Source organism: Rhodococcus globerulus NBRC 14531 (assembly GCF_001894805.1).
Taxonomy (GTDB): domain Bacteria; phylum Actinomycetota; class Actinomycetes; order Mycobacteriales; family Mycobacteriaceae; genus Rhodococcus_F; species Rhodococcus_F globerula.
In genome coordinates this window covers 909,260-923,293 of the sequence record NZ_BCWX01000002.1, presented here as the reverse complement: position 1 = coordinate 923,293, position 14,034 = coordinate 909,260, and the positions used below count along the sequence as shown (strand labels likewise).

At 61.9% G+C, this 14,034-nt stretch carries 16 protein-coding genes and 1 pseudogene; 7 read left to right on the top strand and 10 right to left on the bottom strand.

The genetic code is table 11. The features are described 5' to 3' along the window. Nucleotides 1-8: 8 nt before the first annotated feature. On the bottom strand, nt 9-905 hold the full coding sequence (cynR, locus tag RG2_RS12930; RefSeq protein WP_033236198.1) for a transcriptional regulator CynR: 897 nt from the start codon (nt 903-905) through the stop codon (nt 9-11). Nucleotides 906-1,009: 104 nt separating this feature from the next. On the opposite strand from cynR, the gene RG2_RS12925 reads away from it, so the two are divergent. The 3 genes from RG2_RS12925 to RG2_RS12915 all read left to right on the top strand — a co-directional run bounded on the left by RG2_RS12925 (nt 1,010) and on the right by RG2_RS12915 (nt 2,726). Next, a complete protein-coding gene (locus RG2_RS12925; protein WP_033236261.1) occupies nt 1,010-1,669 on the top strand; it encodes a carbonic anhydrase in 660 nt (219 codons plus the stop codon). Between the two features lie 31 nt (nt 1,670-1,700). Continuing rightward, nucleotides 1,701-2,171 (top strand): cyanase, encoded by a 471-nt coding sequence (gene cynS / locus RG2_RS12920; RefSeq protein ID WP_033236197.1) that lies wholly within the window; start codon nt 1,701-1,703, stop codon nt 2,169-2,171. An 81-nt stretch (nt 2,172-2,252) separates the two neighbouring features. Then, entirely contained in the window at nt 2,253-2,726 is a 474-nt protein-coding gene (locus tag RG2_RS12915) for a nucleoside deaminase (RefSeq protein WP_033236196.1), read from the top strand. Here the strand turns inward: RG2_RS12915 and RG2_RS12910 are convergent. The 3 genes from RG2_RS12910 to RG2_RS12900 are packed head-to-tail and all read right to left on the bottom strand — an operon-like array spanning nt 2,723 to nt 3,985. Continuing rightward, nucleotides 2,723-3,166: an SRPBCC family protein gene (locus RG2_RS12910; RefSeq protein ID WP_033236195.1), complete on the bottom strand. Its 444-nt coding sequence runs from the start codon at nt 3,164-3,166 to the stop codon at nt 2,723-2,725. The genes RG2_RS12915 and RG2_RS12910 overlap by 4 nt on opposite strands. A 19-nt stretch (nt 3,167-3,185) precedes the next feature. Further along, complete coding sequence (locus tag RG2_RS12905) at nt 3,186-3,521, bottom strand: ArsR/SmtB family transcription factor (protein ID WP_033236194.1); 336 nt, start codon at nt 3,519-3,521, stop codon at nt 3,186-3,188. Continuing rightward, nucleotides 3,518-3,985, bottom strand: a complete 468-nt coding sequence (locus tag RG2_RS12900) for an SRPBCC domain-containing protein (RefSeq protein ID WP_033236193.1) — start codon at nt 3,983-3,985, stop codon at nt 3,518-3,520. Before RG2_RS12900 ends, RG2_RS12905 begins: the two co-directional genes overlap by 4 nt. Nucleotides 3,986-4,379: 394 nt before the next feature. Here RG2_RS12900 and RG2_RS32295 point away from each other — a divergent pair, with 394 nt between their 5' ends. Together RG2_RS32295 and RG2_RS12890 are read left to right on the top strand one after the other, a co-directional pair. Beyond that, nucleotides 4,380-4,676: a hypothetical protein gene (locus RG2_RS32295; protein WP_072782512.1), complete on the top strand. Its 297-nt coding sequence runs from the start codon at nt 4,380-4,382 to the stop codon at nt 4,674-4,676. A 332-nt stretch (nt 4,677-5,008) separates the two neighbouring features. Further along, entirely contained in the window at nt 5,009-5,431 is a 423-nt protein-coding gene (locus tag RG2_RS12890; protein ID WP_033236190.1) for a hypothetical protein, read from the top strand. Nucleotides 5,432-5,716: 285 nt separating this feature from the next. Here RG2_RS12890 and RG2_RS12885 read toward each other — a convergent pair whose 3' ends face one another. Next, nucleotides 5,717-6,031, bottom strand: coding sequence for a hypothetical protein (locus RG2_RS12885; RefSeq protein WP_033236189.1), 315 nt, complete (start codon nt 6,029-6,031; stop codon nt 5,717-5,719). Between the two features lie 39 nt (nt 6,032-6,070). Here RG2_RS12885 and RG2_RS12880 point away from each other — a divergent pair. Then, nucleotides 6,071-6,225: pseudogene (locus RG2_RS12880) on the top strand (Txe/YoeB family addiction module toxin); the annotation flags it as partial. Nucleotides 6,226-6,231: 6 nt separating this feature from the next. Here RG2_RS12880 and RG2_RS12875 read toward each other — a convergent pair. Beyond that, nucleotides 6,232-6,834, bottom strand: coding sequence for a prepilin peptidase (locus RG2_RS12875; protein WP_072782510.1), 603 nt, complete (start codon nt 6,832-6,834; stop codon nt 6,232-6,234). 401 nt (nt 6,835-7,235) lie between these two features. Here RG2_RS12875 and RG2_RS12870 point away from each other — a divergent pair, with 401 nt between their 5' ends. Continuing rightward, complete coding sequence (locus tag RG2_RS12870) at nt 7,236-8,282, top strand: TY-Chap domain-containing protein (protein WP_133637960.1); 1,047 nt, start codon at nt 7,236-7,238, stop codon at nt 8,280-8,282. 381 nt (nt 8,283-8,663) lie between these two features. Here RG2_RS12870 and RG2_RS12860 read toward each other — a convergent pair whose 3' ends face one another. From RG2_RS12860 to alaS, 4 genes are read right to left on the bottom strand one after another with little or no spacing between them, the layout of a single operon-like run. After that, nucleotides 8,664-9,491, bottom strand: a complete 828-nt coding sequence (locus RG2_RS12860; RefSeq protein WP_033236186.1) for a shikimate dehydrogenase — start codon at nt 9,489-9,491, stop codon at nt 8,664-8,666. Then, on the bottom strand, nt 9,481-10,791 hold the full coding sequence (locus RG2_RS12855) for an endolytic transglycosylase MltG (RefSeq protein ID WP_033236185.1): 1,311 nt from the start codon (nt 10,789-10,791) through the stop codon (nt 9,481-9,483). Before RG2_RS12855 ends, RG2_RS12860 begins: the two co-directional genes overlap by 11 nt. After that, nucleotides 10,788-11,324, bottom strand: a complete 537-nt coding sequence (gene ruvX / locus RG2_RS12850; RefSeq protein WP_033236184.1) for a Holliday junction resolvase RuvX — start codon at nt 11,322-11,324, stop codon at nt 10,788-10,790. Before ruvX ends, RG2_RS12855 begins: the two co-directional genes overlap by 4 nt. A gap of 2 nt (nt 11,325-11,326) precedes the next feature. Further along, entirely contained in the window at nt 11,327-13,999 is a 2,673-nt protein-coding gene (gene alaS / locus RG2_RS12845; RefSeq protein ID WP_033236183.1) for an alanine--tRNA ligase, read from the bottom strand. Nucleotides 14,000-14,034: the final 35 nt, after the last annotated feature.

Genomic DNA, 14,034 nt, shown 5'->3' with positions numbered 1-14,034 from the left:
GATGAGCCTCACCCGGGCCACCCGTTTAGGTGGTCCCAGGTCGAGGCCATTTCGGCGAAGGCCCGGCCCGCGGCCGTGCGATAGGCACCCTTCCGTCGGAGCAGGGCCACCGTACGCGTAGGCAATGCCGGTGACAGCGGAATCGAGGACAGGCCCCGTTGTTCGAGGGTGATCGCGTCAGGCAGCACCGTCGCGAGACTGCCGCGGCGGACGATCTCCACGATCGCGCCGATCGAGCTGACCTCGATAGCCGTCCGAGGTGTGATGTCCTGATGCTTGAAGTACCTATCGATGTGAAGCCTCGTCGCGAAATCACTGCTGAGCAACACCAGCGCCTGATCCTCCAGTGTCTTCGCAGGCAGTGGTTTCGACCGACCGGCATGCGAATGCTTTACACCGACAACGAGACTGAGAGTTTCGACAAACAGCGACTCGCTCTCGATCTCCTCCGAGCGCACGTCCGCAAACGCAATGCCGACGTCGAGTCCGTCGCGTGCCAACTCCGCCTCGATTCGGTCCTGAGTCATCTCCTGAACGGTGACGGCAATGCCTGGGTGGCGCGTCGTGAATCGGTCCATCAACGGACCCACCAGGTAGGCCGCGAAGGTGGGCGTCGTCGCCAGCCTCAGCGAGCCGCGACTGAGGTCCTGGACATCGTGGATCGCGCGCTCGGCGGCATCCAGATCCTGCAGAGCTCGCCGCGCGTAATGCAGGAAAGCCTCGCCGGCGTCGGTGGTTCGTACCGTTCGCCCGGACCGGTCCAGCAACTGCACCCGCAGAGCGGATTCGAGCTGCTTGATCTGCTGGGACAGAGTCGGCTGCGACACATGCAGCGACTCCGCCGCCCGGGTGAAGTTTCCATGTTCGGCGACCGCAAGCAGATAACGGATATGACGTAGCTCCATCACTAGAACTATAGGCACTGTCTATCGAAATAATGAATAACAAGTCTTGGACACTATCGACCATCGAGGTCATCCTTGAGTCATCACCATTGCAAGGAGGCAACATGCACGACATCATCAACGGCTTTCTGACATTCCAGAAGGACGCCTTTCAGAAACGCTCCGGACTTTTCAAGGAACTCGCGACGACTCAGAACCCGCAGGCCCTGTTCGTCAGCTGCTCTGACAGCCGAGTGGTCCCGGAACTGATAACCCAACGCGAACCCGGCGATCTGTTCGTCATCCGCAACGCCGGCAACATCGTCCCGTCATACGGGCCGCAACCGGGCGGCGTATCCGCCACCGTCGAGTACGCGGTCGCAGTTCTCGGTGTCACCGACATCGTGATCCTCGGCCACTCCGATTGCGGCGCGATGACGGCGATCTCCACCGGCAAGCCCCTCGACGAGATGCCTGCCGTCGCGCACTGGCTCCAGCACGCAGACTCCGCGAGGGTCGTCAACGCCGCCCGCACGCACGGCTCGGCAGCCGAGAAACTGAACGCACTGGTCCACGAGAACGTCATCGCCCAGTTGACCAACCTCGCAACCCACCCCTCGGTCGCTCTCGCACTCGAACAAGGTCGACTGAACCTGCACGGCTGGGTCTACGACATCGAAACCGGCTCGATCGAAGCCCTCGACGGCGGCACCCGCCGGTTCGTCTCGCTCGTCGAACACCCCCAGACCTGCGCCGTGACAACAATGCCCGGCGTCCCCGCCTGATCCCCCATCCAAAATAAAGAAGGAAATCATTATGATTCAGTCACAGTTCGCCCAGGGACCCCGCGAAGAACTCGCCGCAGCCGTCATCGACGCCAAAGCCCGAAAAGACCTGTCCTGGCAGGAGCTGACCGACGACACGGGGCTGAGTGTGGCCTTTGTAACCGCAGCCCTCCTCGGTCAGCATGCACTTCCCGCCGACGCCGCGAAGGTCGTCGCGGACAAGCTCAGTCTGGACGAGGACGCGGTGCGATTGCTACAGACCATCCCCCTGCGCGGTTCCATCCCCGGCGGCGTGCCCACCGACCCGACCATCTACCGCTTCTACGAGATGCTTCAGGTCTACGGCACCACCCTCAAGGCATTGGTGCACGAGCAGTTCGGCGACGGCATTATCAGTGCAATCAACTTCAAGCTCGACATCAAGAAGGTTGCCGATCCGGATGGCGGCGAGCGCGCGGTCATCACGCTCGACGGCAAGTACCTGCCGACCAAGCCCTTCTAGCTTCGGCGTGACGGCGGCCTTGCTCCCGAGGCCGCCGCCCCTGAACACCTTCCTGAAACACACTGTCAGACAAGGACTGTCATGGACCCTATTCAACGAACCATCGATATCGCCAATGCCAATGTCGCCGAGGGCGGCCGGCCCTTCGCCACCGTCATCGCCCGCGACGGTGAGATCCTCGCCGAAAGCCCCAACCTGGTGGCCCAGACGAACGACCCGACAGCGCACGCGGAGATCCTCGCGATCCGTGCCGCCTGCACCGCACTGGGCACCGAGCATCTGACCGGGTGCACCATCTATGTGCTCGCGCATCCCTGCCCGATGTGTCTCGGTTCGCTGTATTACTGCAGTCCGGACCGGGTCGTATTCCTCACGCAACGCACCGACTACGAACCGTATTACGTCGACGACCGCAAGTACTTCGAACTGAGCACCTTCTACGGAGAATTCGCCAAGGACCCGGTTGAGCGCCGACTACCGATGGACTACCAACCCCACGACGGCGCAATCGAGGTCTACCGCGCCTGGCAGGAGCGGAACTACTCCACTACCTAGTTCCAGTTGTCGATCTTGACGTCGCGGGGATCCGGTGCGCCAGTGCCGGTTTCGACCTTCGACTTCAGGCTCATCAGGAAGAGCGCCCACTTGGTGCTGCAATGGTGCAGAAACTCCACCGGCTCCTTCCACCCTTCATGCGCGAAGAGGACGACGGTGAAATCGCCGTCGCGTCGGAGGTCCCACACCACGCGGGTCCCGAGCCATTCCTCCGGCCCTGCGGTCACCTCCCACAGCACTCGTTTGTCGGGCTGGAGTTCTACCACTTTCATATCAATCCGGCCTTCACCGAAGCGGAATTGAAGCGTGCCTCCGATATTCGGATCTCCGTCCGTATCGCTGGTCCACCAGCCGGCCAGACCGTCAACTGTCGTCAACGCTGCGTAGACATCGCCGACAGAGGACGACTTGATCCCAACCCTGTGCAGAATGTCGACCATCGCGGGTTCCTCCTTCTTCTCATTTCCGGTTGTTATGTTCGATTGCTTCCGCAATCCGTTTGATGCGCTGCAACCGGGCATCCCACGACGAACCGACTGCATTCAGCTGCGCTACGGCGCGGGCGAGTTGCGCGGCATCGACCCGGTAGAGCCTCTCTCGGCCGGCGGGCGTCACATGTACCAAACCAACGCGGTCGAGAGCGCCGAGGTGTTTCGCGACAGCTTGACGGGTTACGGGTAGCTGATCACTCAGAGTGGTCGCCGTCCCCTCCCCATTTGCCAACAGCAAGTCGAGCATTCGTCGGCGTGTGGGGTCCCCGATCGCTGTCCAGAGGTCGTCGTCGATAAGGCTCATCCGCTCGCACCCAGTCGGGCTGCGCACTCGACAAGCCGCGGCAGGTGCCGGTTCCACCCCTCGACGTGAGAGTTGTACTGCTCCTCGAGAACTGCGACCTCCCAGCCCATTTCACGGAACCCGGTTTCCGTCATACGCAGCGTCGTGCCCTCTCCCGAGGGCACCAGCTCAAATGTCACCAACAGACTGTTCATTGGGGGCACCCCGTCATCGGACAAGTGAGCCCATCGGAATGAAAACAATCGGGGTGGCGCAGCGTCGACCACCTCGATCCGGGCAACATGACTGTCAGGCGAGGTCCGCTCTCCCCACACGAGTTCGCCGACAGAGCCCGGAACCGGTTCCAGGTCGACAACCTCGTCGGACCACCACTCCTTCAAATGCTCAGGACTGCTGATGACCTCGTAAACCACGTCGGGTGCGGCTTCGACGTAGATCGACCGCTCGATTTGTCCGTACTCCATACCGGCACCTCTTCTGCAACCTTTGGTTGCATATCAGAATACCCAGCTGAAGTCGCATACGCAACCAATCATTGCGCTTCGCGAAGTCGCTACCCCGGACCATCGTCCGATGTAACGACTTCGCAACGCCTATACCGAAATTCAGGACGCCGCGACTCCACAGTTTCCGCATGTCCTGTGGCGCACCGGAGTAATGTCGGCACTGTCAGATCAACATGCAACCGTGCGACGCCGCCTCATTTCAACGGCGACGGCAAGGGCGTCTGCCCCGCGTCGGGGGAGCGGAAGTGACACAACTCCTGAACGCGGCAAGCGTGTCTCACCGGCAAAAGATCGCACACGGCAGGCAGCGTTCACCATCGCCTGACTGATTCTTCCAGTGAAAGGGTTTTCGATGACAACAGAACATCAACAACACTCGGAACATGAACACAGCCATGGTGAAGGGTGCGGCCACGTCGCCGTTCCGCACGGTGACCATGTCGATTACGCGCACGACGGGCACCTACATCGTCCCCACGGCGATCATGTCGACGAATGTGAGACGTCGGAGCACGTCGTCCACGAAGGCCATGATCACGTCCACGGCGAAGGGTGTGGCCACGTCGCCGTTCCGCACGGCGATCACACGGACTACGTCCACGATGGCCATCGACACGCCGCACATGGTGAGCACTACGACGAACACTGACCGCCACGCTGGACACGTTCGCACGGGACTGGCGCACTCACCACATTCCATAAGGTCAATCGTTTCCGATTCGGCTGACACGAAAGGCTTTTCAATCTTCATCCCAGCCCCGACTGGCATCTCCTGCGGTAACCGGTACTTTGGTCAGCCTTCTGAAAACCGTTGACAGTTGACCAATCGCGACTTCTCAGTCCCCGCTCGTCCACGACAGCACATCGACCCCAGTGGCCCCTGTCGGTACCCGATGCAAAGATCTGCCCATGACATCCGAAGCGTCCGTCTCGTCTGAGAATTGCACCAGGTCGAAGGCTAGTCCCATGCGTAGGTGCATCATGATCGTCGGACTGCTGTGGGGCGCAGCGATGCTGACCGGTTCCGCGACTTTGTCCACATCGTTCGCAGTCCGCGATGGACAGCCTTCCGAGTATTGGATAGTCACCGCTATGACGGTCATCTCGGTACTGACACTCGGTGCTGTTGTGGTGTTCTCCGAAAACAAGTGGGTTCGACGATCATCAGTGGCAGCGCTCGGACTGCTCGGAGCACTCGGCGCAATCGCCAACTTCTTGTTACTCGAGTCGCCAGCCGCTTCTTCCACTCCACCTCTCCCCGATGTCATTCGTTGGATGATCTTCGGAACAATCGCACTCGCTGGTCCGGCGACAGCCCACGCGGTGTCGATCGTCTACCGTGCCGCCAACGAATTCTCCGACCGAAACGACACCATCCTCTCCGAAGTCGCACTCGCCCGGTGATCCACTGACTTTCGTTACACCGGTAGCCCAACAGATACGCACCCTGCCGTGCGCTCATCCAAGATGAACCAGCATTGATTAGTGAATGCCTCGACTCTTGGCCGCCCTAACCAGCGTGTTTGCGAAAGATCCGCGTATCGCACGATCACCTGAGAACGCCGACGCCGAACCGTTTGCGAGTTTCGGGTTGCGAAGGGGTCAATTCCCAGACACCGCGGACACGCACTCTCACGACGATTGACAATAACGAGTGATCATTCGGCCATCGCCGTCATCCGCGCGTGGTTATTCGATGTACCCGGATTCGGGGTCGATCATGCCGAGGAAGTTTCTGATCGACCTGCGGTGATCGTCAATCGTCGACAGGTACGGCTCGGCGTCCGGAACCTCGCCATCCGGAACATCGAAACCCGGAACACCGGCCACCTGGGCTGGGCCACCACCGAACCCGTAGTTCTTGTTCGGTCCGGATTCCCAGGTGTAATCCTCACTGCCATTTTCGCGCACCGTGACGGCGAAAACCTCGCCCTCGACGATGAGAGTGAAGGGACTGTCTTCAGCTTGCGGGCGGTAGCCGTCTGCCCACTCGTTGGTGTTCACGCACCGACGCTCTCACGAATGAACGAGAGGAGCAGCGCGAATGGTAACGAAGGAATCGGAAAACCCGAACCACTCAAACATAGATTTCAAGGTTACTGGTCGAGGCGGATCACTGACGAGCATCGTCTGATTTACACAAAATCGCCGACGACCAGGTCCGAATCGCTGCGTGCCGCTACCACTACGGACGCTGAACACGCTCACCCGATCGTCCAGGCAAGTAGCGCGGCGCCGCACATCGACGGCCCATGAGGGACCTGCGACCGCCGCGCCAGCAGAACGGCCACCACTAATGTGATCACCGGAGCCAGAAAAGCGGATAGCAGCCAGACCTGGGCACCACCCAACCCCGTGATCGCACCCAGCGGAAGTGCCAGCTTCACATCACCTGCGCCCAGGGAGCCTGCCGAAATCAGGTGCAGCACAAGGTGGATTCCCGAGAGCATTACCGATCCCATCAGCGCTGCCCAGAGCGTTCCCGCAAACAAGGCGCCGACGATAACGACACCATAGGCGGGCACAGTGAAAGTGTTCGGCAACCGCCGCACAGACACATCGACAAGTGACACGGCCACACACCACCACACGAACGCCAGGCCCGAAACAAGCTGTAGTGCAGATGAAGTCGCTACACCGACAAGCAACCAGCCCACCGCGACGCACAATTCAGGCACACCGCAACGGACTGAAATCCCGGCATACAGGTTTCGGCGCAACCAATCGTCAGCAAGAAAACGCGCACCAAAACCGCCAACAGCACCCGCAGTTGCCAACCCCACCAACATCCACATGGCATTGAGCATGAGCCGACCGTCGACCGGCCGCAGCCTACGAAATCGTGCTGTGCACTACGGCGGCACTGTGGATAAAGCTAAGTGGTCATCGCCAGAAGTTCGTCGGGGGTCACGCGGCATCCCGGAGTGTGGCGTCGCGCTCAAGGCGCTGCAAGTGTCTATACAGGTGGCCGCAGGTGTAGCTCCATTGGAACGGCGTGGCTGTGGCGTTGTAGCGCTCCGTTTCTTGTCACCAGACCCCAAGCGTTACCGAACGATCGGTATGCGGCAATGTAGTGCGTTCGACAGTCTGGAGATTGTCGCCCGGCTACCGAGGCGGATGGTTTGTTGGCGTCGGAAACGTACGTGTCGGGGCGTGTCGGTAGGTTGTCGGGAGGTTTGTCGGGAGGTTTCGGAAACGGGGAGTGGTTGTGGCTGATGACGTTTGGACCAGTCTGTTCGAGGACATCCAACTGGTGCTGTACCCGGACTGGGATGAAAACGAGACGCTGATTTCGCCGACGGATGGCGACAGCCTTCAACTGCGCGACACGTTGACCGGGCAACGGATCCTGTTCCGAGAAGATGACAAAGGACTTGATATCAGGGTGACGGTGCCCGATGAACCGGTGACGGCTGCCCGATTACGGGCGGTGATCCAGTCGCAGCGGACCACCTTGTTTTCCCAGGTCCGTGACCGTGAGTCCGGTCGTTGGGTGCCACGCGACCAGCCGTTGTGGAAGTCTGTCGAAATCCATATCGGCCGCGATCACGACGTCGAACACGAGGGCCAGCGTGTCGAGGAGTATGCGCGGGAGTGGAGAACGGGATGGCGCCACAATGCCGACGACCAACGATACGAGATCGCCGCTGCAATCGTCGCGGTGTTGCGCGACGGATTAGGTACGACTCCTGACCGGCTCCGCGTCAGCTCTTACAACAACTTCGGCCCCACCCCCACACAGCGGGTGGGCGAGGTCGCTTCCGACCGTCCGACGTTGTCCGGCCTTCCGGCACGGTGCTCAGGGTGGGACGAGTTCGTCACGCGGTTCGAGTGGGTTCTGGCCACTTTGCCGTGGCTGGGCAATGTCATCCTGGATGCCCCTCAAAAAGGATCGAACAACCAGGTTGACGTACAGTTCTACAACTCCGGTGGTGACATCGACAGCGAGTGTGGTTTCGGGGATGCTGCAAGATCGGACCTGAAGGAAATCAACCGGCTGATGAGCGTTCTCGGGTGGCAGTGGACGCCCGATCACCACGGGGCTGTCGACGCGCCGATCTGGCTGGGCCCGCCGACCGGAAGGGACACGACGCATCCCACCATGCACGAACTGGCCGTTCGGACAATGGTGACCTTGCGCGACGTCGCTGGAGTGGCACATCCCAACGAGCTTGCTTTCACGGCATTCTCGAATGCCCAGGGCGTCGACGACATGTCGTACGTGGGTGCGGAACTCGGTATCGCCCCGGCCTGAGGACCAGGTACCCACCTTCACCGATAACCGCGGGACTGCAATCGGCACATCTACCTGACGGCCGAAGACGTAGACCGACTATCGACCGAGGCAGACCGTCACGGGCACGGGCTCCTTGTGCTGGTGCTCGCCTACTGTGGCTGCCGCTGGAGTGAGGCCATCGCACTGCGAGTCCGCGATATGAACTTCACCCGGGCGCGACTGACGGTCTCCGACACCGAGGTTCAGTTGGGCAGCAAGCACTACAGCGGGACCACCAAGGGCAAGACGGTCCGGTGAGGTCGCGGTACCGAAATTCGTCCTCGACGGACTCAAAGAGTGCTCTACCTCGCCGACCCCACCGCCTGGAAACCACCCCCGACGAACTTCTGACCAGGACCACTAAGCGATAGCGGCAGCCATCGCCTCACGTGGTGCGGGCTTACCCGTGAACTGCTCAACCTGCCCGAAGGCCTGATTGAGCAACATCGCCAGGCCACCGATCACGGTGCCACCGGCGGCCTCGACGGCCGAGGCCAGCGGCGTCGGCCAGGGGTTGTAAATCGCGTCGAGGACAAAAGGTGCCTTACCCAGTTCCGCGGCAAAGGGTGCCGCCGCATCAGCGGGAACGGTGCTGACCAGAACTGCCGAATCGGCACAGATTCCGCCGAGACGAGGATCATCGAAGGCAACAAGATCAATGTCCAAGCCAACCGCAGCGCCGCATTCGATGGCGCCCGATGCACGACCCGGATCGCGGGCGACGACAGTCACGTTGCGAACACCCATATCCGCCAAGGCAACCAGCGACGGCCGAGCCGTTCCGCCGGCCCCGACCACCACGGCGGGGGCACCGGTGAGATCACCGACACCGCCGGCGATCAACGCACCGCTGACACCGTCCACATCGGTGCAGTCAGCCCGCCATCCACCGTCGATGCGCACCAACGTGTTTGCCGACCCGATGACAACGGCGCGCGCGGTGCGCTCCGACGCGTATTCGAGGGCTGCGATCTTGCCCGGCATCGTGACCGACAGCCCAACCCATTCGGGCCCGAGCCCGTCGACAAGCGCGGGCAACTGCTCCCCCGTGCATTCGATCCGCTCGTAGGTCCAGTCGGTCAGACCCAAGGCCTCGTACGCCGCGAGATGTAGCAACGGGGACTTCGAATGCTGAATGGGGCTGCCGAGAACTGCTGCCTTGCGTGCGGTTGAGGTGCTACCGACCACTGTCGAGAATCCCGCTTTCCTGCGCTAGAACGATGTTGGCGAGGTGCTCGTCGTAACTGTGGGTGAAGAGCGTTTCGCCTTGCATGTTGATGGTGACGAAGTACAGCCAGTCTCCGAGGGCCGGGGATTCGACTGCCTGAAGCGCTTCGATGCTCGGTGACGCAATCGGGGTTGCGGGCAATCCCGGCATTGCGTAGGTGTTCCACGGCGTCACCCGCGCGCGATCATCATCCGTCGTCGCAACTTCGGTGGTGTCGAGCGAGTAGTTGACAGTGGAGTCGAACTGCAACGGCTGATCTACGGCCAAGCGGTTGACGATCACGCGGGCGACCTTCGACATGTCGTCGGGCAGAGCCTCACGCTCGACCAGCGACGCCGCGACCAACAGTTGGTACGGCGAGAGTCCGACGCCGGATCCGGCTGTCAGAATGCCGGTGCTTTCGTACTTCTCGGCGCTGCCTTGGACTAGTGTCCGCAGGATTTCCGTCGGCGTTCCGGTGGGATCGAAATCCCAACTACTTGCCGCAATGAGGCCTTCGAGTTGACGGTCTTTGTCCGGCACACCCTGCACGGACGACATCGCCCACGAGGGAACGCCCAACGCAGCGAGATCGGAAGACGCTCCCGCAGTATTCAATTCGTCGGCCGTCACACAAGTCTGTGCACTGGCTGATCCGACGCAGCTGGCTTCCTCGATGAGGTTGTAGATGCCCTTCTTGAGAGCACCGGTCTGCGCGTCGCTGCTGTCGTGGAGTTGACGCCCTGCGGCAACGACGACCAGGCCGACACGAGATTCAGGAGTGACCAACGTATCCAGAGCGTCTGCTGCACTGCTTTGTACAGGTACCTGGTAGAAACCGGGCTGAACTTTCTGGATCTCCGCCGAGTTACTCACGGCCGCGTTGTAGAACGCCGCCGAACTGGCAACCACGTCCTTCTCGGCAAGCGTGGCACCGATCTCCGAGGCAGTTTCACCCGGAAGGATCTGGATCACGACGGGCGCCCCGCCCGGCCCGGCGTAGTCGGCCGCCGCTTGAGTGCGGTTCATGTACCACGTCGCACCGTAGGCACCCACGCCCAGAACCGCGATCACCAAGACAAGGAGCGCGAGGACACCGACCTTCTTGCCCCGTTTGGCTCGCTTGGACTGCGCTTCGCGTTGTTTGCGCGCCTCAGCCCTGGACATGTGCGGCGGCTCGATGGTCTGTGGCAGCGCACGCATGACCATGGTCTCGTCGTTGTCGAAATCGAATGAACCGGTGGGCCGGCCGGAGCCGCCCTCATCCCACCGCCCGCTCACCGATCGGACTCCGACACAGGCGTGTCCCCCGACGACTCCCCTGGTTTCACTGCTCTACTCCGCTCGTCCAGCCAGCCTTGCAGGATCTCCACTGCCGCAGCCTGATCGATCATCGGACGCTGACCGCGAGCTTTGACTCCACTTTCGCGGAGGTTGCGCGCAGCCGTGACCGTCGTCAGTCGCTCGTCGGACAGTCTCACCGGGATCGGTTCGACGGCCCGCTGCAGTCGTTTTGCGAATGCAGTGGCGATGCCGGCGGCTTTGCCTTGCTCGCCGCGCAGCGTCTGTGGCAGTCCGACGATAACCTCCACGGCCTCGTATTCGGACACGATGTCGATAATCCGCCGGATATCCGGCGCGTCGGGTCCACGTTCCTTCGAGCGAGGCACAGTCTCGACCGGTGTCGCAAGAATCCCGTCGGGGTCGCTGGACGCAACCCCGATCCGGACACTGCCAACATCGATCGCGACGCGGCGTCCGCGGCCAGGGTCGTCGACGCCGGGGCGATCGGGACCCTGCACAGCCGCTGCCACCGTTAGCTGCCGCCCGCCAGTTCTGCGACCCGGTCCCGGATCGCATCGAGCGCCGCCGGGATTCCGGAGGCGTCGGAACCCGACCCCTGAGCCATGTCGGGCTTTCCGCCGCCTCGACCACCGATCTTCGGTCCGAACGAGCCGACGAGGTCGCCTGCCTTCACGCCGAGCGCCTGCGCAGCCTTACTGGTGGCAACCACGAAGGGCACCTTGCCGTCGGTGTCGCCGAGCAATGCGACCACTGCGGGCTCCGAGCCCAGGCGACCCTTGATGTCGGTGACGAGCGTGCGCAGGTCGTTGGCTCCGACGCCGGCGGGTGCAGGTTCTGCGATCACGAGCACACTGCCGATGCGCTTGGCCTTGTCGACGAACTCACCGGCTGCAGCCAGAACAGCCTTGGCCTTGGTCTGCTCCAGTTCCTTCTCGGCCACCTTGAGACGCTCGACAAGCGCTTCGACGCGAGCCGGAACCTCTTCGGACGGAACCTTGAGCGATGCGGACAGTCCGGCCAGAAGCGCGCGCTCCTTGGCCAGATAACGGTAGGAATCCAAACCGACGTACGCCTCGACACGGCGGATGCCGGAGCCGACGGACTGCTCACCGAGCAGAGTGACCTGACCGATCTGAGCGGAACTTCCGACGTGCGTGCCGCCGCAGAGTTCCATCGAGAACGGGCCGCCGATTTCGACGACGCGAACCTCGTCGCCGTAGTTCTCACCGAAGAGTGCCATGGCACCCATCGACTTGGCCTTGTCGAGGTCCGTCACAAACGTGTTGACCGCGAAGTTGGACGCGACAGCCTCGTTGGTGACAACTTCGATGTCCTGCTTCTGGGACTCGGAAAGCGCACCCTGCCAAGAGAAGTCGAAGCGGAGGTAGCCGGGCTTGTTGAGTGAGCCGGCCTGAACGGCGTTGGGGCCGAGCACCTGACGCAGCGCTGCGTGCACCATGTGGGTACCGGAGTGTCCCTGGGTTGCACCCTTACGCCATTCGGCGTCGACATGTGCGAGAACGATGTCGCCTTCGGTGATCTCGCCCTTCTGGACGGTGACCTTGTGCGTCCAGACCTTCTTGGCGATCTTCTGAACGTCGTTGACCTTGGCTTCGAGTCCCGGCGCCGTGAGCGATCCGATGTCGGCGATCTGTCCACCGGACTCTGCGTAGAGCGGGCTGCGGTCAAGGATGACCTCAACCGACTGCCCCGCCTTGGCGACCGGCACACGAACGCCGTCGACGATGAGCGCGAGGACATGAGCTTCGGAGACCAGTTCGTTGAAGCCGGTGAACTCGGTGGGACCGCGATCGAGCAGTTCCTTGTAGACCGTGAGGTCGGCATGCGCGTGCTTACGAGCCTGAGCGTCGTCCTTGGCGCGCTTGCGCTGCTCGGCCATGAGGGTGCGGAAGCCGTCTTCGTCGACGGTGAGACCGGCCTCGGACGCCATCTCGAGTGTCAGGTCGATCGGGAAGCCGTAGGTGTCGTGCAAGGCAAATGCCTGGTCGCCGGCAATGACCGACTTTCCGGACGACTTGACCGTCTCGGCAGCGTTCTCGAACAAGGCCGATCCCGATGCCAGAGTCTTGAGGAACGCTGTTTCCTCACCGACGGCAACATTCTCGATGCGCGTGAAGTCGGTTTCGAGAACCGGGTACGACGGAGCCATGGTGTCGCGGACGACGATCATGAACTCGCGCATGGTGGGCTGCTCGCTGCCGAGCAGTTTGGCCGAGCGCACGATGCGGCGAAGCAACCGGCGTAGCACGTAGCCGCGGCCGTAGTTGCCGGGATTGACGCCGTCCGCAATCAGCATCGCGGCGGTGCGGGCGTGGTCGGCGATGACGCGGAAACGAACATCGGACGTGTGATCGGTGCCGTACACGCTGCCGGTCAGCTCAGCGGCCTTCTCGATGACGGGACGGAGAAGGTCTGTCTCGTAGACGTTTTCGACGCCCTGCAAGAGGAAGGCAACACGCTCGACGCCCATGCCGGTATCGATGTTCTTCTTCGGCAGGGGTCCGAGGATCGGGTAGTCACCCTTCGTGGTGCCTTCGCCGCGCTCGTTCTGCATGAACACGAGGTTCCAGATCTCGATGTAGCGATCCTCGTCGGCTTCCGGGCCGCCCTCTACGCCATACTCGGCGCCGCGGTCGTAGAAGATTTCCGAGCAGGGCCCACACGGTCCGGGGATGCCCATCGACCAGTAGTTGTCTTTCATGCCGCGGCGCTGAATGCGCTCTTCCGGCACGCCGACCTCGTCGCGCCAGATCGCAAATGCTTCGTCGTCATCGTGAAAGACAGTGGCCCACAGGCGCGTCGGGTCGATGCCGTAGCCGCCGTCGTCAACCGAACCGGTCAGCAGCGCCCAGGCGTGCGAGATGGCTTCCTTCTTGAAGTAGTCACCGAAGGAGAAATTGCCGGCCATCTGGAAGAACGTGTTGTGGCGGGTGGTGATGCCCACCTCTTCGATGTCCAAGGTGCGAACACACTTCTGCACAGACGTCGCACGCGAGTATGGCGGCGTCTGCTGGCCGAGGAAGAACGGCACGAAGGGAACCATGCCGGCGTTGACGAACAGAAGGTTCGGATCGTCGAGAATCAGCGACGCGCTGGGCACCTCAGTGTGGCCGGCCTTGACGAAGTGGTCGAGGAATCGCCTGCGGATCTCGTGGGTTTGCACTAACCGGTCCTTACCTTCATGAGCGTCGAACTGTC